At 66.5% G+C, this 19,235-nt stretch carries 20 protein-coding genes; 9 read left to right on the forward strand and 11 right to left on the reverse strand.

Annotation, left to right across the window (positions count from 1 at the left end; translation table 11 throughout):
• On the reverse strand, nt 1-384 hold a 384-nt coding region (locus Y706_RS0103315), incomplete at its 3' end, for a FadR/GntR family transcriptional regulator (RefSeq protein ID WP_028275450.1).
• Nucleotides 385-621: 237 nt separating this feature from the next.
• Here Y706_RS0103315 and Y706_RS0103320 point away from each other — a divergent pair.
• The 4 genes from Y706_RS0103320 (at nt 622) to Y706_RS0103335 (ending at nt 4,795) form a co-directional block, all read left to right on the forward strand.
• Nucleotides 622-1,698, forward strand: coding sequence for an ABC transporter ATP-binding protein (locus Y706_RS0103320; RefSeq protein WP_028275451.1), 1,077 nt, complete (start codon nt 622-624; stop codon nt 1,696-1,698).
• A gap of 86 nt (nt 1,699-1,784) precedes the next feature.
• The gene (locus Y706_RS0103325) at nt 1,785-2,972 is read left to right on the forward strand and encodes an ABC transporter substrate-binding protein (protein ID WP_043434485.1); all 1,188 of its coding nucleotides are present in this window, start codon (nt 1,785-1,787) and stop codon (nt 2,970-2,972) included.
• 67 nt (nt 2,973-3,039) lie between these two features.
• A complete protein-coding gene (locus Y706_RS0103330) occupies nt 3,040-3,969 on the forward strand; it encodes an ABC transporter permease (RefSeq protein WP_173403047.1) in 930 nt (309 codons plus the stop codon).
• A 13-nt stretch (nt 3,970-3,982) separates the two neighbouring features.
• On the forward strand, nt 3,983-4,795 hold the full coding sequence (locus Y706_RS0103335; protein WP_028275454.1) for an ABC transporter permease: 813 nt from the start codon (nt 3,983-3,985) through the stop codon (nt 4,793-4,795).
• Between the two features lie 10 nt (nt 4,796-4,805).
• On the opposite strand, the gene Y706_RS0103340 is transcribed toward Y706_RS0103335, so the two are convergent.
• Complete coding sequence (locus tag Y706_RS0103340) at nt 4,806-5,471, reverse strand: HutD/Ves family protein (protein ID WP_028275455.1); 666 nt, start codon at nt 5,469-5,471, stop codon at nt 4,806-4,808.
• Nucleotides 5,472-5,663: 192 nt separating this feature from the next.
• Between Y706_RS0103340 and Y706_RS0103345 the strand changes: the two genes are divergently transcribed.
• Entirely contained in the window at nt 5,664-6,266 is a 603-nt protein-coding gene (locus tag Y706_RS0103345) for a phosphoribosylanthranilate isomerase (protein WP_028275456.1), read from the forward strand.
• A gap of 31 nt (nt 6,267-6,297) precedes the next feature.
• On the opposite strand, the gene Y706_RS0103350 is transcribed toward Y706_RS0103345, so the two are convergent.
• The 8 genes from Y706_RS0103350 to Y706_RS23390 form a co-directional block, all read right to left on the reverse strand.
• The gene (locus Y706_RS0103350; protein ID WP_028275457.1) at nt 6,298-7,026 is read right to left on the reverse strand and encodes a LamG domain-containing protein; all 729 of its coding nucleotides are present in this window, start codon (nt 7,024-7,026) and stop codon (nt 6,298-6,300) included.
• Nucleotides 7,027-7,100: 74 nt separating this feature from the next.
• Entirely contained in the window at nt 7,101-7,280 is a 180-nt protein-coding gene (locus tag Y706_RS0103355; protein WP_026538140.1) for a hypothetical protein, read from the reverse strand.
• Nucleotides 7,277-7,654 (reverse strand): hypothetical protein, encoded by a 378-nt coding sequence (locus Y706_RS0103360; RefSeq protein ID WP_028275458.1) that lies wholly within the window; start codon nt 7,652-7,654, stop codon nt 7,277-7,279. The genes Y706_RS0103355 and Y706_RS0103360 overlap by 4 nt, the downstream gene beginning before the upstream one ends.
• Nucleotides 7,644-9,527, reverse strand: a complete 1,884-nt coding sequence (locus tag Y706_RS0103365; RefSeq protein WP_028275459.1) for a hypothetical protein — start codon at nt 9,525-9,527, stop codon at nt 7,644-7,646. Before Y706_RS0103365 ends, Y706_RS0103360 begins: the two co-directional genes overlap by 11 nt.
• Nucleotides 9,528-9,535: 8 nt before the next feature.
• Nucleotides 9,536-11,629 carry a glycosyltransferase gene (locus tag Y706_RS0103370; protein WP_028275460.1) on the reverse strand — a complete coding sequence of 698 codons (2,094 nt, stop codon included), beginning with the start codon at nt 11,627-11,629 and terminating at the stop codon, nt 9,536-9,538.
• Between the two features lie 11 nt (nt 11,630-11,640).
• On the reverse strand, nt 11,641-12,741 hold the full coding sequence (locus tag Y706_RS0103375; RefSeq protein ID WP_028275461.1) for a hypothetical protein: 1,101 nt from the start codon (nt 12,739-12,741) through the stop codon (nt 11,641-11,643).
• A gap of 90 nt (nt 12,742-12,831) precedes the next feature.
• Nucleotides 12,832-13,830, reverse strand: coding sequence for a glycosyltransferase family 2 protein (locus Y706_RS0103380; protein ID WP_028275462.1), 999 nt, complete (start codon nt 13,828-13,830; stop codon nt 12,832-12,834).
• Between the two features lies 1 nt (nt 13,831).
• A complete protein-coding gene (locus Y706_RS23390; protein WP_243180637.1) occupies nt 13,832-14,683 on the reverse strand; it encodes a glycosyltransferase family 2 protein in 852 nt (283 codons plus the stop codon).
• Between the two features lie 616 nt (nt 14,684-15,299).
• On the opposite strand from Y706_RS23390, the gene Y706_RS0103390 reads away from it, so the two are divergent.
• On the forward strand, nt 15,300-15,992 hold the full coding sequence (locus tag Y706_RS0103390; RefSeq protein ID WP_243180638.1) for a glycoside hydrolase family 16 protein: 693 nt from the start codon (nt 15,300-15,302) through the stop codon (nt 15,990-15,992).
• A gap of 73 nt (nt 15,993-16,065) precedes the next feature.
• On the opposite strand, the gene Y706_RS0103395 is transcribed toward Y706_RS0103390, so the two are convergent.
• On the reverse strand, nt 16,066-16,974 hold the full coding sequence (locus Y706_RS0103395) for a metallophosphoesterase (protein ID WP_028275464.1): 909 nt from the start codon (nt 16,972-16,974) through the stop codon (nt 16,066-16,068).
• Between the two features lie 537 nt (nt 16,975-17,511).
• On the opposite strand from Y706_RS0103395, the gene Y706_RS0103400 reads away from it, so the two are divergent.
• From Y706_RS0103400 to Y706_RS0103410, 3 genes are all read left to right on the forward strand, one after another.
• Nucleotides 17,512-18,063 (forward strand): YceI family protein, encoded by a 552-nt coding sequence (locus tag Y706_RS0103400; RefSeq protein ID WP_028275465.1) that lies wholly within the window; start codon nt 17,512-17,514, stop codon nt 18,061-18,063.
• A 142-nt stretch (nt 18,064-18,205) separates the two neighbouring features.
• The gene (locus tag Y706_RS0103405; protein ID WP_028275466.1) at nt 18,206-18,619 is read left to right on the forward strand and encodes a YccF domain-containing protein; all 414 of its coding nucleotides are present in this window, start codon (nt 18,206-18,208) and stop codon (nt 18,617-18,619) included.
• A gap of 69 nt (nt 18,620-18,688) precedes the next feature.
• On the forward strand, nt 18,689-19,162 hold the full coding sequence (locus tag Y706_RS0103410; protein WP_028275467.1) for an SRPBCC family protein: 474 nt from the start codon (nt 18,689-18,691) through the stop codon (nt 19,160-19,162).
• Nucleotides 19,163-19,235: the final 73 nt, after the last annotated feature.

Genomic DNA, 19,235 nt, shown 5'->3' on the forward strand with positions numbered 1-19,235 from the left:
CCCCGCGCAGGCCGCGGCGATCGCCTGGTAATGCAGCGCGAGGTCCCTGATCTGCAGCCGGCTCAGCTCATGCAGTTGCGCCAGGGCCCGTTCCCGGGAGGGCAGCACGTCGTCGGCGATGAAGCTTCCGCCGCTGCGGCCGCGCGCGGTCCGGATGATTCCTGAGGCACGCAGCTGGGAGAGTGCCTCCCGTGCCGTTACCGCGGACACTCCGAGGGCCGCGGCCAGCTCGGTTTCGTTCGGCAGCCGCTGGCCGCTGGTGAGCAGCCCGGTCTCCACGGCCTGTTCGATCCGGCCGCACACTTCATCCACAAGCCCGCGTGATTTGATCGGCGTGAACACCGCCGCCAGGCTTCGGGAGGCGCCCGTGGGCGACAACACCATTCGGGCCTCCCTTCCCTCCGGCGGTATCCGCCCTGCCCCGGCCGTGCATCCGTGCGGCTTCCGCGGTGCCGCCGCGCGCCGCCCGGGCTGATGACATCCTAATCCGGGCTTTGCCGGAGGGTCTATACACAAAACCTATGGAGTAATAGCATTTGGCCCAGCAGCCCTGTGTGGACTGGATCACATTCGGCTGCGTGGTTCCTGTGGACGATCCGGCAACGGAGTAAGGCGCACCCCATGACCGAAACACTGGCCGCCGGCACCTCGACCGGAAACGAAGAGGTTCCGGCGATCCGTCTGCGTAAGCTCACCAAGGTCTTCGGGGACACCGTCGCGGTAAATGGCGTGGACCTGGACATCCGCCACGGGGAATTCTTCTCCATGCTTGGCCCGTCCGGCTCCGGCAAGACGACGGTCCTGCGCCTGATCGCCGGCTTCGAGCTGCCGACGTCCGGAACTATCGAACTCGAGGGCAAGGACGTCACGGCCATGGCGCCCTTCCAGCGGGACGTCAACACCGTATTTCAGGACTACGCGCTGTTCCCGCACATGTCCCTGGTGGACAACGTCGCCTATGGGCTGCGGGTGCGCGGCATGCACGGGAACCAGCGGCGGGAGCGGGCCAGGGAAGCCTTGGACCGCGTCCAGCTCGGGAAGTTCCTCGGCCGCAAACCCGCCCAGCTCTCCGGCGGCCAGCGGCAGCGCGTTGCCCTGGCCCGGGCGCTGGTGGTCGAGCCCAAGGTCCTCCTCCTGGACGAGCCGCTCGGTGCCCTGGACCTCAAGCTCCGGCAGCAGATGCAGGTCGAACTCAAGGAATTGCAGCGCTCGCTGGGTATCACCTTCATCTTCGTCACCCACGACCAGGAGGAGGCCCTGACCATGAGCGACAGGATCGGTGTGTTCAACAACGGCGGCATCGAACAGATCGGCACCGCGCACGAAATTTACGAGCGCCCGGGCGGTATCTTCGTGGCCAACTTCGTCGGCACCTCCAACATTTTCGACGCCGGCCAGGCCCAGGCCATCTATGGCCGGCCGGAGCCGCTGTGCGTCCGTCCAGAGCGGCTGCGCGTCGCCTGGACCGGCGAACCGGAGCGCCGTTCCGGCACCACCTCCCGGCCCGGGACAGTGACGTCGTTCGTATACGTCGGGCACGCCACCCAGGTGCGGGTGCAGCTCGACGGCGGACCTGGCGTCGTCGCGCTCGTTCCGGAAAAGCTGCCCGGCAGCGACACCGATCTGGTGAACGGGCCCGTCACAGTCAGCTGGGACGACGACGCCGTCGTTTGGCTTCCGGTCCCCGGCACTACCTGACGCCGGGCCATGTCGGGCGGGGTTGCCGTCCGTGCCGCGGCGCAGCGTTCCAGTCCAGAGTTTTTCCACAGCGAAAGGTACGGATCATGGCACCAGGAACTAAGGCCTCCCTCGTAGTCGGGGTGGTTGCAGCCGCAGCCCTCGCGCTGTCAGCCTGCGGAACCAGCGGCGGATCGGGTTCTGCACAGTCGGCGCAGCCGGTCAAGACCGAGATCGGCACCGGTGAAGGCCAGGTGTCCATCCTCGGATGGCCCGGCTACGTCGAGGATGGCAGCAACGACCCGGCCGTCGACTGGGTGCATCCGTTCGAACAGGAAACCCAGTGCAAGGTCAGCTTCAAGCCGTTCGGCACCTCGGACGAGGCCGTGACGCTCATGCGCACGGGGCAGTACGACGTTATCTCGGCCTCCGGGGATGCATCACTGCGCCTGATCGCCGGCCAGGACGTGCAACCGGTCAACATGAGCCTGCTGAAGAACTACCCGGACATCTACCCGTTCCTGAAGGACAAAGCCTGGAACACCGTCAACGGCGTCAACTACGGAATGCCCCACGGCTGGGGCGCCAACCTGCTGATGTACTCCACGGACAAGGTCACCCCGGCGCCCGCCTCCTGGAGCGCGGTGTTTGACGACGCCGCCAAGAACACCGGCAAGGTCACGGCCTACGACTCGCCCATCTACATCGCCGATGCCGCCATGTACCTCATGGCCCATAAGCCGGACCTCGGCATCAAGAACCCCTATGCCCTCGACAAGGACCAGCTGACCGCGGCCGTTGACCTGCTCAAGCAGCAGCGCACGCACATCGGCGAGTACTGGAGCGACGTCGTCAAGGAGGTCCAGGCCTTTACGTCCGGGAGCACCGTGGTCGGCACCACCTGGCAGGTGGGGGCCAACATCGCGACGGCAGACGGCGCCAAGGTCGCAACCCTCGTCCCCGACGAGGGCGCCACCGGCTGGTCGGACACCTGGATGATCGGCTCCAAGACCAAGAACCCGAACTGCGCCTACAAGTGGCTCGACTACATCGCCAGCCCCAAGGCGAACGCCCAGGTGGCGGAGTACTTTGGCGAATCGCCTGCCAACGCGAAAGCCTGCGAGCTGACTAAGGATCCCAACCACTGCCAGACGTACCACTCAGGTGATGCGGCCTACGCCGACAAGATCTGGTTCTGGACCACACCGGTGGCCGAGTGCCTCGATGGCCGCAAGGACGTCAAGTGCACCGACTATTCGGAATGGACCAAGGCCTGGACGGAAATCAAGGGCTGATTCCGGCTCTGCCGCACCAAACCCGCAACAACGAGCCGGCCCCGGGGCCGGCAGAGATTAAGGCGAGATGGCACTTCATGCGCAACAGCTGCCGCCCGGGGCGCCCGGCGATGCCGGGGCCGTGCCACGGGCGAAAACCAACGCCTTCTCGGCGTTGCTGCACCGCTCGCCCCGGCTGAGGCTGGCGGCCCTGCTCACCGCCCCGGCGGGCTGGCTGGTGCTGGTGTACATCGCCGCTTTGGCGGCACTGCTTATCACCGCGTTCTGGACCGTGGACACCTTCACCGGAGAGGTGTCCACGGTCTGGACCACGGAAAACATCGTCACGGTCCTGACCGATCCGGTGTATCAGCGGATCACCCTGCGGACATTGTGGATCGCCGTGGCAGTCACCGTGATTGACATGATCCTGGCACTGCCCATCGCGTTCTTCATCGCCAAGGTCGCTCCCGCCCGCTGGGAGAAACTGCTCGTGGTGGCCGTGCTGATGCCGCTGTGGGCAAGCTACCTGGTCAAGGCCTACGCCTGGCGGAATGTCCTGTCCGAGGGTGGGTTGCTGGAGTGGCTGGGGGCCCCGATCGGGCTGTCCTCGCCGGGCTACGGCGAAACCGCCGTCATCCTGACCCTGTCCTACATCTGGCTGCCGTACATGATCCTGCCGATCTACGCGGGCTTTGACCGGGTGCCCGACTCCCTGCTGGAGGCCTCCGGGGACCTGGGCGCGAAGCCGCTCACCACCATGCGCCTGGTCATGCTTCCGCTGCTGGTCCCCTCCATCATCGCGGGCACGATCTTCACGTTCTCCCTGTCCCTGGGCGACTACATCACTGCGCAGATCGTCGGCGGGACCACCCAGATGCTGGGCACCGTGATTTACGCCAACGTCGGAGCGGCCAACAACCTGCCGTTCGCCGCCGCGGTATCGCTCGTGCCGATCGCCATCATCATGTTCTACCTTTTCGTCGTCCGCCGCACCGGCGCCCTGAACAGCCTGTAATGCGAGGAGCATCATGAGACTTTCCCGTAGCGCCAAGGTGGTCCTGGGCATTGTCACGGCGCTGGTGTTTTTGTTCATCTACACACCGCTGCTGCTGGTGGTGGTGAACTCGTTCAACGCGGACCGGACTTTCGGCTGGCCGCCCAAGGGCTTCACGCTGGAATGGTGGGGCAAGGCCTTTGACTCGCCCGGCGTCAGGGAGGCGGTCGTGTCCTCCCTGTGGGTGGCGGTCGTTTCGACCATCATTTCGCTGGTGCTGGGGACGCTGCTGGCGATCTCATTGCAGCGCTATGAGTTCTTCGGCCGCGACGTCATCAACCTCCTGGTCATCCTGCCCATCGCGTTGCCCGGGGTTGTCACGGGCATCGCGCTGAACAACATGTTCACTACTATCCTGGGCGTCCCGCTGAGCCTGTGGACGGTGGTGATCGCCCACGCCACGTTCTGCATGGTGACGGTGTTCAATAACGCCATTGCACGGCTCCGCCGCACCAGCGCCGGCCTCGAGGAAGCCTCTGCCGACCTCGGCGCCGGTGTTTTCACCACGTTCGGCCTGGTGACTTTCCCCCAGCTCCGCTCCGCGCTGCTGGCCGGCGGCCTGCTGGCCTTCGCGCTGAGCTTCGACGAGATCATCGTTACCACGTTCACGATCGGGGCCGGCGAGACCACGCTGCCGATCTGGATCCTGCAGAACCTCTTCCGTCCGAACCAGGCGCCCGTGGTCAATGTCGTGGCGGTCGTGCTGATCGTGGTCTCGATCGTCCCGATCTGGCTCGCGCAGCGGCTGTCCGGGGACTCGGTGCGTGTCAGCGGCGCCCGGGTGTAGGCGGACAGCGCTATACGGTGCCGGGTTCCGCAGGGTCGACCGAGATGACAGCCAGGAATCCGCGGCCCAGGATTTCCGGCGTCGCGGTATCGGCGCCGACGACGGCGTCGTAACGGTTCAGCTCGACGCGCTCCGGCTCCGGCGCGGCGACGGCGGCCGGCCCGGTGGGAAGGCTGCCGGCAGTCCCCGGGCTGGCCGTTCCCTGCCCCTGCAGGAGGATGCCGATTTGGCCTGCGAACACCGGATGGGCGCGCTTCTTGGACAGCTCGATGATGGAGGTGTAGCCCTTGAAGGCGCCGTTGCGGGTGATGACGTTCAGGTCCCGGACGTCGCCGGTGGGCAGTGCCCCCGCCGAGTCCGCGTCGCCGGAGAACCGGAACGGCCGGTACTTCTCCAGCGGGTGCTCGGCCCCGTCCACGCTCAGCAGCAGCAAGTCGCCGTCAATCACTGTCAGTACACGGTCCATCCCGGCGTAGGCGGAGAAGGGGCCCGCCTTCGAGACTTCGGCAATGCTGACGCGCCAGTCCCAGGCGTTGTCCTGCCCTGTATCTTGCGGGGCGGTCTGCAGGGCGGTCTGCATGGACGGGGTCCGTGGATGGCGCGCCACTTCGCGCGTCACCCCGCCGCCGTTGCGCCAGGGGTGGGCTTTGAGCTCGGCATAGCGGATGATCTCCATGGCCTCAGCCTATCGGCCCGTTTCCGGGGACGGCGCTCGCACCGACGCCGCCGGGACGCCGGCGGCGCTGCTCACGCCCGTGCCGACGCAAAGTCGGCGGCGGCGCTGCGCACGCCCGTGCCGACGCAAAGTCGGCGGCGGGGGTCCGGCCTTGCTAACGTCGGAGGCAGGAAGCGCGCAGAAGGAGCCCGAATGTTTGTCAAAGTGTGCGGCCTGAGCACCCCGGATGCCGTCCGCGTCGCGGCCGGCGCCGGCGCGGACGCCGTCGGCTTAGTCCTGACCCGCAGCCCCCGGGAGGTCACGCCGGAACAGGTCAGGAACCTCCTCGCCCACGTCCCGGACGGGGTGCCCGCGGTGGGGGTGTTCCGGCACGAACCGGCCGCCGACGCAGTCGCCGTCGCCCGTGAGGCCGGCCTGGTCTGGGTCCAGCTGCACGGCGACCGCTCACCCGCCGACGTCCGGACAGTGCACGACGCCGGGATGAAACTCATCAGGGCCGTCACCATGTCCGCCGCCGCGGAGGCCTTCGATGACTGGGGCGAGGATTTGCTCCTGATCGACGCCGCCGTGCCAGGCTCAGGCGAGGCCTGGGACTACGGCTCGATCCGGGCCAAGGCCCTGACCGGACGCAAGTGGCTGCTCGCCGGCGGTCTGGATCCCGCCAACGTTGCCCGGGCAGCGGCGGAGGCCGGGGCGTGGGGCGTCGATGTGTCCTCCGGCGTCGAGTCGGCGCGCGGCATCAAGGACTTGGCCAAGATCGGAAATTTCGTGCGGGCGGCCAAGGCGCCTGAATGAGGCTGGGCCGCCCGCGGACCATCAGAGGGGGCTAGGAGCGTTTGATGACGACGTCATCGATGTATTCGTCGCCCTTTTGCCGGTTGTGCTCAGCCCCGAGCTGAACCTTGCTCAGGCTGCTCCCGAGCATCTTGACGCTCGTGCTGCTGTATCGCTGCACGCCGTCGAACCACACCTGGATGGTTGACGCGCTGCCGTTGGCGGTCACCCGCATGGACACATGATGCCAGTCGCCCAGCGTGATGCTTCCGGAGATCAGCTTCGTGTAGACAAAGGTGCCAGTCGGTGACGTGACCCGGAGCCACAACTGCCCGTTGCTGTTGTAGCGGTAGATGTCCGCAACGCGCGTGGAGCCGGAGAAGAAGCGGAAGTACGGGACGTCATTGCCGGAAACGCCGGCCACGGTGATCTTGAACCAGCCGTCTGCGTACGAGGTCTTGGTCCCCGAGCTGAACGCCGGGGAGGAAAGGTTGGCGAGCGAACCGGAATCCGTGGTCACGTGGAGCTTGGCTGAACGGGCGCCGGAATGCTTTAGCGAGGTCGTAATAGTTGCGGTGCCGGTGCCGGACACCTTGGGAACGAGGCCGCACCAGCCGCTGGCCTCAAAACCCGTGGCGAGCACAACGGTGCCGGGATAGGAGTTTGTCGGTGCGGGGCTGCAGGTTGCTGCGGTGGCAGCCTGGGCGGAACCGAAGACAAGGGAACCGGCTACGAGCATTCCGAGCGTCCCAACCATGCTGAGTGATCTAAGTTTTCTCATTGAAGGTACTTTCCGTGATTGGTTCGACTTGTTGATGTCCGCCCGGTGCTGCGGCACCGGGCGGGCGGTTTCGGTCATGCCAGCTGCGCCAGATGCACCAATTGCATGACCACCGCGACGCCGACTATGGCCAGCAGGGCTGCCGTGGTGATCACCACGGCGCGCGGGAGTGCCTTGTCCGGCTGCAACACGCGGAGCACATCGCAGCTCACGAGGGCCGTCATGGTGGCCAGCCCCGTCAGGAAGATGATCATTTCGCACGCACCAGGGCACGCTTTGGCCGCTTGAGCTCAAGGCCCAGGAATACGAGCGTCAGGGCCGACAGGAGGCATACAGCCGCCGGCGGTGACCAGAGACGTGCGTAGATCATCGCCGTCGCCACGAGGGTGGACATCGCGAGGCTGAAGGCGATTGCGATGGCGACGCTGAGGGGAAGCGCGCCGGTGGCCTGGGCTGAGCGCGGGGGGTCGAAGCGGAGGAACAGCACCAGCGCCGTTCCAGGCCCGGCCAGCATCAGCAGGCCTATCACCGCCAGGCGCAGGCCCTCGGGGCCGACAAACGAGAGCGGTATGGCTGCTACGGCGACGGCTGCCGTCGCATAGCTCACGTAGCTGCGTTCAGTTGCCATTGCTAACTCCTTCGATGTGAAAAATCACGCCGCCTGCGTTTTCGAAAACCTTTGTCCAGCCCGGACTCGTGGCGCATGTGGCGGTAAAACGTTGAAGGTCGCCGGTGGGAGTCGAACCGCGAAGTTCGGCTGCCTCCTGCTGGCTTTCGGTAACGATGAGGTACGCGCCCGCTTTGTGGGCGATCTGGTTGGCCGCGTCACAGCTGAGCGGCGCGGCGTTGGGAATGGGCTCGGCAGCAACGAGCGCCCGGTAGTCGTAGTCCGCGTAGTGCTGGTATCTCCACGGGGTGTTGCGAACTGCCTCAATGAGGACGGAACCGGTGGGCGCAGTCGCATAGAGGTGGTTCACTAAGGCGATTTCGTCGTCGTTGAAGCTTTCCATGCCGTCATTTCCGTAACGGGAGACGACAGTGGCTGTAGCGAGTACCGCGCCCATCAGCAGCAGCGCTAGGGCCCGGCGCAGGCTCAGCCCCGCGGCACTGTCTGACATCAGTGGCAGCACCGCCAGGCAGACGGCGAACGGAAGGCTGAAGAGGTACAGGCGCAGAAGCAGTTCACCGCCATAGGGCTGGAGGGGAATCAGGACCAGCGGCGCCAGCGCCGCGGCCGCGGCCGCCAGCCACGGTGCCTTCCGCCGGTAGCCCACTATGGCGCCGGCAACGGCGAGCACCCAGACCAGCGCAACCTCGGCCATGCGCGTGTAGACCACGAACATGTGGGCGTCGCTGCCTGAGACCCTGTTGCTCAGCGCGCCGAGGCTGTTCGCACCGATGTCACCGAGCGAGCCGAGCAGCTGGCCGAAATGCCCCTCCACAAATGTGGAAGCCGCAAAGAGCAGCCAGCCGACGGGCAGGACCACGGCCAGGACCGGCAAGAAGCGCAGCCGGAGACGTCCGGTCAGCAGGAGCGCGGCCAGGATGGGGATCGCGGCGAAGGGGCTGAGCTGGTGTGAAGCCGTCATGGCAAGCAGGATCAGCGCGCAGACCACCACGAGAATCGCCGTGTCCGCCCGGTGCGGTTCCGCGGCGCCATACCGCGGGACCGAGCTGTCCAGTTTGCTGACACTGCGGGCAAGCCACCGGGAGAAGCGGGTGCGCTCCGTGGGCCAGGCCCAACCGCCGAAGACGCTGAGCAGGCAGGCAATCAGTGTGAGCAGGAGGAGGAACGAATAGGCCTGTGGTGACAGGTAGTCCTGTCCAATCCAGCTGGCCACGTAAAAGATCCAGACAGCCGCCCACGCCTGGCGCGGATTTGCCGTCAACCGCCGGGCCAGGGCCAGCAGCGGTGCGAGCAGGAGGATGTTGACGCCCACCGGCGCCCACGTTGCGATCCCGAAAAGATCCTTGGCGCCCGTCGCCCCGGAGAGCATTCCCAGCACGTTGAAGAATCCTGGCCAGTTGAAGTACGCGTCCAGGGTCGGATCCAGCTGGCCCGATTGGCTAATTGTGTCCGCAATGCCCAGATGCCGGAAGCTGGCCTCGAGCCGGGGCAGGCCATGAATGATGGGGTCAGCACCGTCGAGGAGAACCACTGTGACCAGGAGCTGCCAGGTCAGAAGTGCCGGTACCAGACGGCGGAGGCTCAGCGAGGCGACAAATCCGGCGAGGCTGAGCGCGAGCGCAACGAAATAGGCCGGCGGGAGGGCATCAATCAGCCCCGCCCCGCCGATCTGAAAGGGATTGACCTGGTTCATGCTCCACACGCCGAGGGCGAGCGCGGCCGCGGCTGCCGCGGCCAGGGCACCGATGTGCCACGACGGCGTGAGTCCGAGGTTGCGGTGGGTGGGCGGCTTAGCACCGCCGACGTGCGCATGCGCCTCATGCCGGTGGGCGCTGCGCACCGGGAGGCTTGTTGCCGTTTCGTGTGTCATCATTTCTCGATTCAGGTCGGCTGGTGGCGCGCCGCTGAAGGAATCTCGCCTGCGGTGGAGGCGGGCTTCATCCGGGTCAGGGTGATCAGGCGCCAAGTGGCCATCAGGCAAGCAGCCGCTTGGGCAACGGCCCATAGGACTGAGACCCCGGTGAGGCCATATTGCTGCGCCACGGCCGCGGCGGGTGCCACGACCAGGATGGCGGCCAGAGTGGCGACTATCGTGGATTCGAAAAGCCGCCGTTGGGCCCGGCACAGCCCGTAGTAGACCTGGGTCACGCAACTCAGGAGGAGTGCCGGGACGAGTACAGGAATGAGGACCCACGCGGACGCGTAATCCGGCCCGAGGAAGCCCAGAAGCAGGGGGCCAGCCAACAGCAGTATCAGCCCGGCCACGAGAGTCAGCATAAAGCTGGCCCGTAACGCGGAGGCGAGGAGGCCCGGCCGCGCCCGTGAACCCGCGAGGGCCGTTTGCAGGGTAAACCCGGCGGACTGCGGCACGAAGAACACTGCCGAGGCCATCATCCAGACCACATACCAGGCGGCAGTCGACGCCGGGCCCAGGGTAGCTGCAACGATGAGCGGGAGCAGGTAGCCGGGCGCGCGGTCGGCGAGCGTGAGGGCGTGGTTGGGAAGCCCTGGCTTCAGGAGATTGAGGGCCGGCCGAGGCCGGAAGCCGTGCTTCCAGTCCGGGGACACGTGGGCCCGGGCCAGCTGGCGCAGCCCCACGAGGACACTGGCCAGGGCGCCGGCGGCAACGGCGGCCACAATCACGGCCAGGTCACGGAGCCCGGCGGCCAGCGCGACGGCCAGGAAGAGGAGCTGGACGAGGGACTGTGCGAGGCTCCGGACCAGGGTGCGGTCGGCCCGTTCCTGGGCTACGCCCACGTGGTCGAGCTGGTAGGCGCTGGCGGCGAGCAGTGCCGTGGCCAGGAAAAGAACCGTGACCAGGGGGTCGGCCCAGGCCTCGCCCACGCCTGTGCCGAGCCACGAGGTGACGGCAACCAGCAGGCCTGCGCCCAGCAGGGAGCATGTCGCCACGGTAAGCAGGCCGGTGGCGATGAGGCGCCGGCCGCCGTCAGTTTCCGCGGGCAGCAGCGTCAGCGTGGCAGGCCCGACGCCGAGCATCCCCAGCTGCACGGTCAGGAGCGCGGCTGCGACCACCGCGGACCCCAGACCTATTTGCTCCGGCGGGAGCACGAGGGCCGCGAGTGCCCAGAACAGGAAGCCCGTCACCATGGGGGCAATCCTCGCGGCGGCCAGCCAGGCAGCGTTCCCGCCGACCGAGATCGGTTTGTGGGCCGGCCGCAGGAGCTCGCCGGCCATGGCGCGGTAGTTGTAGAGCAGGAAGCCCATCCAGTACGGCAGGAAGCGGGGTGCCCGGACCAGGGACATGCCGACCCCCCGAACGGTGGCCAGCAGTGGCAGCATCACGAGCCAGCCGGCGCGGCCCGTGTGCTTGCGGACAGTCCGGGCCATCCCGGCCCCGTCCTGGAGCCATTGGTCGCGGGCGTAGTCGAACGTGTCGTCGAACCGGTGCCTGACCACCACCGAGTCGGAGACGCCGAGCTTGAACCCGGCCTGCTCCAGCCGGATTCTCAGCTCCACATCTTCCCCGGAGCGGAAGTCGTCGTCGAACCCGACGTCGAGCAGCACGTCGCGGCGCATCAGCGTGGCGCTGACGCCAAACCACTTGCGCACCCGGCTGTGGTTGTGGTGCCAGGCCAGCGCAGCCCCCCAATAGCCGGGGCCGTCGGCTTCGCTGGCCAGCCCGAATTGCAGGCCGTCGTAGCCGCCGGCCTCGAATTCGGTCAGCAGCCGGGACAGGCTCTTCGGCGGAAGGACGACGTCGGCGTCGATCAGGGCGACAACGTCGCCGGTGGCACTGCGGGCGCCGAGCATCCGTGCGGCAGGCAGGCCGCGTCCTTCATCGGAGATGACAGTCGCCCCGCAGTCGCGGGCGATTTCGACAGTGTCATCCGTCGAGCAGCCATCGACCACGATCATTTCGTACGGGTGTTGGCTGCGGATCGACTCCAGGCACTCGCCCAGCCAGGCTGCGGCATTGCGCGCCGGAACAACAACCGACACCTTCAGTTCGCTCACGTGGCCTCGCCTCACTCATCCAGTTTTGAACGAACCAGATTCGCGATGAAGTCAGAGGCCTGGTCCGCCGACCAAGCGACGGGAAGCCGGAGCAGCCAGCAGGGAACGTCCTCCAGGGCCCGGCGCACCACGGCCGCCTTCTGGCCAAAATGCTCCTCCAGGGGGACGAGGCTGGTGGCGCCGAGGGCCTCGACGAGGCGCCGCGAGACCGTGGGCAGTTCCGAATGGAAGTTGCCGACGACCCGGGACGTCATCCACTCTGCGCTGCGTGCTTCCAGCCGCGCGTCCGCGCCGTCGAAGCGCTCGAGGAAGATGGCCAGCTGTGCCGGCGCCGCGGACGAGATCCGCTGCGCCCCAAAAACATGCTCCGGCTGCACCATGCGGTGTTCGGGGGACCAGCGCCGGGTGAACGCGGCTGTTTTCGGATAGCGGACAATGACCGGATGGACCGCCGTGGCCAGATGGGCGACAGGGGTCGTCAGCCATCCGGGGGCCAGGGGCTTGCGGGTTCCCCGGAACATGTCCGGGTAGATGGCGCGGTGGTGGGGTTTGATGAACATCGGTTTGGCGTAGCCCATGAGCATTCCGCCGGCGCCCATGAAGGCCCAGTCGTCGGCCATGAACCGCACATCGGGCATGGCCACCAGCTTCGCCACCGTACTGGTCTTTCCAACACCTCCCCAGGCCGGCAGGAGAACCCCGGAGCCGCGGAAGTCCACCACGGCGGCATGGATCATGGCGGTCTCCTCCTGGACACACAGCCGGTCCAGCAGCGGAATCACAGAGGTCAGGAGCTCACCGGCGCCTTCGATCCGGTACCCGTCCTTTGTTTCGATGATCTGGACGCGGTCCGCTGGAATATAGAGGGACTCCCCGGTGAACCGGTAGGCATCCTCCGCGTGCGACTGGCTGGAAACCGGCGATATCTTGGCGCCGATGGTGATCCGCCGCGGCGCGGTGGAATTCCCCAGGAACGGGGCGAGCATGTCCCGCAGTTGCGGTTCTCCTGGCGTGCCCGCCTCCACGTCGATGCCCACGATCCCGTGGACATCGAAGGAGGCTCCGGCAGAGGCGCCAATGGGCTGTTTCACGTCGCGCTCAGGTTGGCTCATGATCCAAGCTTTCTGGGGTCGGGTTCCTGCGGTCAGGTGGTTCCGGGTGCGTCTGCACCGGGCGGTCTAAGGGGAAGGGCGCAGCGCGGTTCATTTGACTTCCCGCCACGGCTCTTCCGGCGTCACAACAGCCGCTTTGGCCGGCGACGGCGCTGCAGGCAGCCGGCGGCCGCGCACATAGCCGGTCGCGGTGGCCGCGAGCACGGCGATGATGGCCGCGGCCCGGCCGAGCCCGGCGCGGTCCCCGCCGCCGAGCCAGCCGCGGACTCCGGCGAACACTGCACGAGGCAGGACCTGCCGGACATAGCGCCGCTCGGGACCAAGTGCCCGTTTGTGGCCGACCACCCTGCTGACCTGTGCCTTGGAAATCCCCTCGCCCCAGGACCGGGCCAGCATGTAGCGCACGGTGCCGCGCTCGGCCGGAACGTGGTGGTGCACCAGGGCCGCGGGCTCATAGACCACCCGGGATCCGGGAGCTCCGATCACCGCGCGGATGCACAGTTCGGTCTCTTCGCAGCCCAGCGGGACGGCGTCCTGGCGGCCCAGGGTTGTGTTGAAACCGCCGACCCGTTCCAGGACGCTGGCGCGGAAGGACATGTTCGCGCCAATGACGTTGCGGACCTCCGCGGCGACTTTGGGCATTCCCCGGTACGTGCAGCCGACAATCCAGTCGAGCTCGTTGGCGAAGTAGCCCGGCCGTCCGGCTTCCCAGAGCGGTTCCACCCGGCCGCCGACCGCCAGAACGTCGGGATCGTCGTACATCGCCGCGAGCCGTTCGAGCCAGTCCGGCTCGGCTTCGGCATCGTCATCGAGGAAGGCCACGATCTCGGCCTTGGCGATGCCTGCTCCGGTGTTGCGGGCGCCGGAGAGACCCTTGGGTCCGGCGTTCTCGACAATTACGGCATCCGGGACGGTAAAGATCAGGCGCTTGTACAAGTCCACGTTGTAGTCCACGACGACGATCGTCTGCTTGGGTGGGAAGGTCTGGGTGCGGACCGAGTCCAGGGCGCCGATCAGCCGGTCCCACCGATCCTCCGAGTAGGAGCAAATGACCACGGATACTTCCGGAAGGCTGGAGTTCTCGGACATCCTATTCGCCTGCCCGTACGCCCAGGACGCTGCTGGGATCGGTGGGAACGTGCGGGAAGACCTCGTTGGGGTACTTGTACTTGACCCGACGCAGGGCTTCGGGGCGGGCGCCGGCGGTCGGGGCTTCCCAGCTCACGCGCTCGCGGGCCAGGGTGCGGAGGACCCGCCAGCCGTCCCGGAAGGTATGCAGGTTTGACTGCCCCGAGATGCGGGACAGTTCGTGGCTGGGCACCTCGGCGATGCGCAGGCCCGCCCTTGAGGCCCGCACAATCAGTTCAGTTTCGATCTCGAACCCGTCCGACTCCAGCTCCAGAATGTCAACGCATTCACGGCGCAGGGCGATGTAGCCGTAGCACAGGTCCGAGTAGTCGCTGTGGAGGACAGTGTTGGCGAGCCGGGTGAGCATCTTGTTTCCGCCGCTGCGCAGCCATGTGAGATCGTCTGAGCCGCCGCCCGTCACATAGCGGGAGCCCTTGACGAAGTCGTATTCGTGCTGGAGCGGAGTCACCAGCCAGCCGATCTCCTGGGGGTCCATACTGCCGTCGCCGTCGAGCATGACGATGATGTCGCCGGAGGCTGCGGCGAATCCGGCCCGCACGGCGTTGCCTTTGCCAGGGCGGGGCTCTGCCACCACCACGACGTCCAGGCGCAAGGCCCGGGCCACCTCCACTGTGCCGTCCAGGGAACGGCCGTCAACAATTACCACCTCATCCACATAGGAAGGCATACGCCGCAGCACCCACGGCAGGTTCATTGCCTCGTTCAAAGTGGGGATCACCACGCTGACCGAGGGATTTGCCGGCGGGGGCGTCGTTTGGGGGCGCACGTTCGGCTTGAGATTCGGGATGGACACTGGCCTCACCACTCAATGACGTATTCTGCTCGTCGCAACTACAGCGCTTTCCGACTCCTCCGACCGGAAAATAGACCCAATGCTTACGCTGTTCGGTCGTCGACAACTTAGTGATATACCCCAGGGTTAAAGTTTGGTTTCGCCACCTTGCATTAACCTTGGATTAACTGGAACCTTCAACTAAATTTGAGGCAAGACTGTTGATGGGCGGTTGCCTCCATGCGACACTGGCCGGATGCGGACACCCGTTCATTGGGGGCGCGTGCCGGCAGGTCGCCGGCGTCTCCTGACCTTCAGAACCATGGCGGTTCCCGCCATGGTCATGGTCCTGGCCCTGGCGGCGTGCGGCACGGATGCAGCTCCACAGGGCGAGCGGCCGCTGTTCACGTCCATTTCGGCGTCGCCGGCGGCTCCGCCGACCGACGCCGGAACAGGAGCCCAGCCCGGGCTCCAATCAGTGGCGCCGACTGAGCCGCCGGCAGGTGGCACCGCCACTGCCGCCCCTGCGACTGGGAGCGCGCCGGCGTCCCGGCCTGCCCGGACATCGGCACCGCCTCCGGACCGGACCACTGACACGGCCATGTCGGGGGATCTGCCCGGATGGAGGAACGTCTTTGTGGAGGACTTCTCCGGCGGTGACGTCCCCTTGGGCTCCTTTCCCGGGCCGCTTTACCGGGACCGGTGGAGTGCGGGATACAAAGACGGAACACCGGATACGGACGGGCAGGTCAGCGGCGGAAAATCGGGCTACTATCCCTCGAAAGTCCTGAGCGTCAAAAACGGCGTTCTGGACTGGTTCATGCATTCGGAAAACGGTGTCTTCATGGGTGCCGCGCCCACCCCCAAATTTCCGAATGCCAGCAAGAATCCCCCGAGGGCCAACAGCATGCTGTACGGCCGCTACTCAGTCCGGTACAGGGGGGATGCCATGCCTGGCTTCAAGACGGCGTGGCTCCTGTGGCCGGATAGTGGCATCTGGCCGCGGGACGGGGAGATAGATTTTCCCGAAGGCGACCTCGGAGCCATCCTGACGGCAGCTGCCCATTTCATGTCCTTGGATCCAAAGCGTTTTGAACAGTTCTTTTCCAATAAAGTTTCCACGGACTGGCATGTGGCCACGACAGAGTGGACCCCCGGGCGCGTTGAGTTCTTCATTGACGGACGATCCATCGGCGCGAGCACAACGGACGTGCCCTCGACGCCCATGCATTTCATCCTGCAGACGGAATCCTGCCTGCCGCTGTGTCCGGCTCCGGAAACCCAGGGCCACGTCTACCTGGACTGGGTCAGCATCTGGGTGCCGGCCTGAGCCGTCTTGGGCGCGTCCGGCGGCTTACCGTCGGATGCGCCGCCGCACACCTGAGCCCGAATGCCGTAGCAGATTACCGGCGGAGTGTAAAGGAATCCGAGAAGCTGTAGCCGTCGGCGGGAATGAACCGGGCGGCAAGTTCATCCGCCGTCGCCATGACGTCCAGGGTCCCAAAGGCCGGGTCCTGGTTCTTTCCGGATGTGCTGGCGAAGTAGCGCATCTCCGGGTCCTCGGACCGGACGTTGTAGAGTCCGACGCCGCCAACGCCGACGGTGGCGAACACGGTCCCCGAGCCCTGGGCCATGGCGTCATCGGTATCGGCCAGGCATGCGGAGGCGAAGGTAGCGGGAACGAGTTCCGCGCAGCCTCCGCCCGTGGCCAGTTGATGCGTCCGCTGATAGACGTGGTCGTGGCCGGACAGGACCAGGTCCACCTGCTTTTCGATCAGCATGTTCGTGAAGTCCTGCCCCGCCTGGCAGTCGTAGTTGCCGACGCTCAGGCACGGGGTATGCATGCCCACCACCGTCCAGGGGATGTTCTGCGATTTGGCCTCGTCGATGGCGTCCGCGGTCCAGCGCCAGCGTTCGCTGTCCCTTGAGTAGTCGAGCGGCTCCCCGCCCCGGAAATCGATGCCGGGGGAAACCATGATGAAGCGGACAACCGGATTCTGCTCGGGGACATCGAGGCGCCATTGGACGCCGTATTCGCCCTGGAGGCCGGGCATCCTGTTGGGCAGGCATTGGACATACTTCTCGATGTCGCCATCCCGGCCGTCACTCTCGTGGTTTCCGGTCACCAACTGGTACGGGAAGTTCTCGCCGAGGCGGGCGGTGACCATGTCGCAGAACTCCTGTTCGAGCCCGGCCTTGTATGCGAAGTCGCCCAGCGCCAGGTTCAGGTGGGGCTTGAGGCCGGCAACGGCGTCGAGCACTTTCTTGGCGCCCGAGCCTACGCCGATGTCACCTTGGGCGGTGAAGTGCACGGGCTCCCCGGCTGACGGCGCGGCAGACGACGACGGCGGTGCGGTGGATGTCGGTGGGGACGACGGCGCGGGGGACGACGGCGTGCCGGGGCTGGGGCGCGGTGCGGGTTCCGGCGGCCCGGGCTGGCAGGCGGAAAGCAACAGACCCAGGCTCAGCAAGCAAGCGCAGATACCCGCCTTGCCACGTTTCCCCAGGGACCTGGCCACGATTCCTCACATCATTTGGTTGATCAGGACTGTGTGAATAGTTCTGCGAAATTCGGTGATTGCCCGGCATTTATAGGCCAGAGTAACCCGGCCGTGGAGCGAAGGCCAGAGAACGCCTCGGCCCCGGACAGCTGGATCCGCCGCCGGAAATCCCGCCGCCGCCGCGCGACGCCGCCGCCCGGCGTGGCCGCTGGCGTGTTGCGTGCCGCGTGTCCCGCGTCAGGGCCGGTGGGACCTAGCCCGGGGCGGGCTTCCTCGTTAGCATGCAGAGTGGGGAATACCCCGACCGCCCCGGCGGGACAGGCCCGCCACCGCTTGAAGGAGACCGTTGTGACTCTGCCCGAAGGTTTGACCCCCGGAGTGTGGACATTGGACATGTCCCACAGCGAAATCGGTTTCAGCGTCCGCCACGCGGGCATCAGCAAGGTCCGCGGCCGGTTCAACGAGGCCTCCGCCGAGGCAAGGGTGCGCGAGTCGCTGGCGGACGCAAGCCTGCACGCCACGGTCAAGACCGCCAGCTTCGATTCGGGCGACGCTAACCGCGACGGCCACGTCCGCGGCCCGGACTTCTTCGACGTTGAGCAGTTCCCCGACATGACTTTTCGCGCCACCGGGATCCGGGGTGAGGGGGAAGACTATGTGCTGACCGGCGAGCTCACAATCCGTGGCGTCACCAAGCCGGTGGAGCTCGAAGTCGAGTACACCGGCGTGGCGGTGGACCCCTTCGGCGCCACCCGGGCCGGATTCAGTGCCGAGGCGGACATCAGCCGGAAGGAATTCGGCCTGACGTGGAACGCCGCCCTTGAAGCGGGCGGCCTGCTGGTCAGCGACAAGGTCAAGATCAACGTTGAGGCCGCCATGGTCAAACAGGCCGATACCTAAGCACCGACGAGGCGGGCCCAACCCGGCCGGGCACCCGTGGACCGGGCTCGTGGAAACCTGTCCGGGGTTGGGCGCGAAAATCAGGGATCTTTCCGGGTAAACCACTGATCCGAATGTCACTCCTACGGGCGAGAATTAATCCATGAAGACTCTCCTGAACATCATCTGGCTGCTCTTCGGCGGCCTGTGGCTTGCCCTGGGATATTTCCTGGCCGGCGTCGTCTGCTGCCTGCTGGTCGTCACCATTCCGTGGGGCCTGGCCTCGTTCCGCATCGCGTCCTATGCCTTGTGGCCGTTCGGCCGCATGGTGGTGGACAAGCCCGGCGGCAACGGCATATTCACCCTGGTGGGAAATGTCATCTGGCTGCTTGTGGCCGGGATCTGGATCGCGATCGCACACGTCGTTACGGCCTTCGCCATGGCCATCACGATTATCGGCATTCCGCTGGCGATCGCCAATCTCAAGCTCATACCCATCTCGCTGATGCCGCTCGGGAAACAAATCATCCCGAGCAACACCCCGTATGTGACCGCCTACAGCCCCGGCCGGCGCTAGGCGGCGGCAGCGCAGCCAGCAGGCCGGGGCACTTCACCTGTCAGTTCAAGCAATCCGAGGGAGAGGACCATGAGCCAACCGGCAAACGGCGAAACGGACCTCATGCTGGTCATTGTCCGCGAGTTCAGGGCGCCGATCCAGGGCGTGTGGTCGGCTTTGACGGACCCGGACCAGGCTCCGCAGTGGTGGGGTCCGCGCGGCTTCCACGTCCCGCGTGAGAGCGTCGACGCGGACCTCGAAGTCGGCGGACTGTACCGCGCCTGCATGATCCAGGACAGTACCGGGCAGCAATTCTGGTGGAGCGGGGTGCATACCGATGTCGAGCCGCCGCACCTGTTCGTGTTCACCCATGCCTGGGACAGGCCGGACGGCACCCGCGGCTTCGAGACCGAGGTGACGATCCGGTTGGAGGAGATCGACGGCGGCACGCAGATGACCTTCACCCAGGGGCCGTTCGATTCCGCGGAAAGCCGCGACCGCCATGGCGAAGGGTGGCGCGAGTCGTTCGACCGGCTGGCGAATCACCTCAGCGTGGCTGCCTGAGCCGCCGGCCTCCGGCCGCCGGTGGGAGGCCGGGACACCGCTCACGCGTGTTCGCCCTGCAGGTTCCGGCGGG

Origin of the sequence: Arthrobacter sp. I3 (assembly GCF_000520575.1) — a bacterium.
GTDB lineage: Bacteria > Actinomycetota > Actinomycetes > Actinomycetales > Micrococcaceae > Arthrobacter > Arthrobacter humicola_A.

Coding starts and splice junctions, on each gene's coding strand:
- Y706_RS0103375 (WP_028275461.1), bottom strand. CDS start 12,741: ATGAGCCAACCTGAGCGCGACGTGAAACAGCCCATTGGCGCCTCTGCC.
- Y706_RS0103340 (WP_028275455.1), bottom strand. CDS start 5,471: ATGGAGATCATCCGCTATGCCGAGCTCAAAGCCCACCCCTGGCGCAAC.
- Y706_RS0103345 (WP_028275456.1), top strand. CDS start 5,664: ATGTTTGTCAAAGTGTGCGGCCTGAGCACCCCGGATGCCGTCCGCGTC.
- Y706_RS0103355 (WP_026538140.1), bottom strand. CDS start 7,280: ATGATCATCTTCCTGACGGGGCTGGCCACCATGACGGCCCTCGTGAGC.
- Y706_RS0103325 (WP_043434485.1), top strand. CDS start 1,785: ATGGCACCAGGAACTAAGGCCTCCCTCGTAGTCGGGGTGGTTGCAGCC.
- Y706_RS0103350 (WP_028275457.1), bottom strand. CDS start 7,026: ATGAGAAAACTTAGATCACTCAGCATGGTTGGGACGCTCGGAATGCTC.
- Y706_RS0103365 (WP_028275459.1), bottom strand. CDS start 9,527: ATGATGACACACGAAACGGCAACAAGCCTCCCGGTGCGCAGCGCCCAC.
- Y706_RS0103330 (WP_173403047.1), top strand. CDS start 3,040: ATGGCACTTCATGCGCAACAGCTGCCGCCCGGGGCGCCCGGCGATGCC.
- Y706_RS0103380 (WP_028275462.1), bottom strand. CDS start 13,830: ATGTCCGAGAACTCCAGCCTTCCGGAAGTATCCGTGGTCATTTGCTCC.
- Y706_RS0103405 (WP_028275466.1), top strand. CDS start 18,206: ATGAAGACTCTCCTGAACATCATCTGGCTGCTCTTCGGCGGCCTGTGG.
- Y706_RS0103320 (WP_028275451.1), top strand. CDS start 622: ATGACCGAAACACTGGCCGCCGGCACCTCGACCGGAAACGAAGAGGTT.
- Y706_RS0103335 (WP_028275454.1), top strand. CDS start 3,983: ATGAGACTTTCCCGTAGCGCCAAGGTGGTCCTGGGCATTGTCACGGCG.
- Y706_RS0103360 (WP_028275458.1), bottom strand. CDS start 7,654: ATGGCAACTGAACGCAGCTACGTGAGCTATGCGACGGCAGCCGTCGCC.
- Y706_RS0103410 (WP_028275467.1), top strand. CDS start 18,689: ATGAGCCAACCGGCAAACGGCGAAACGGACCTCATGCTGGTCATTGTC.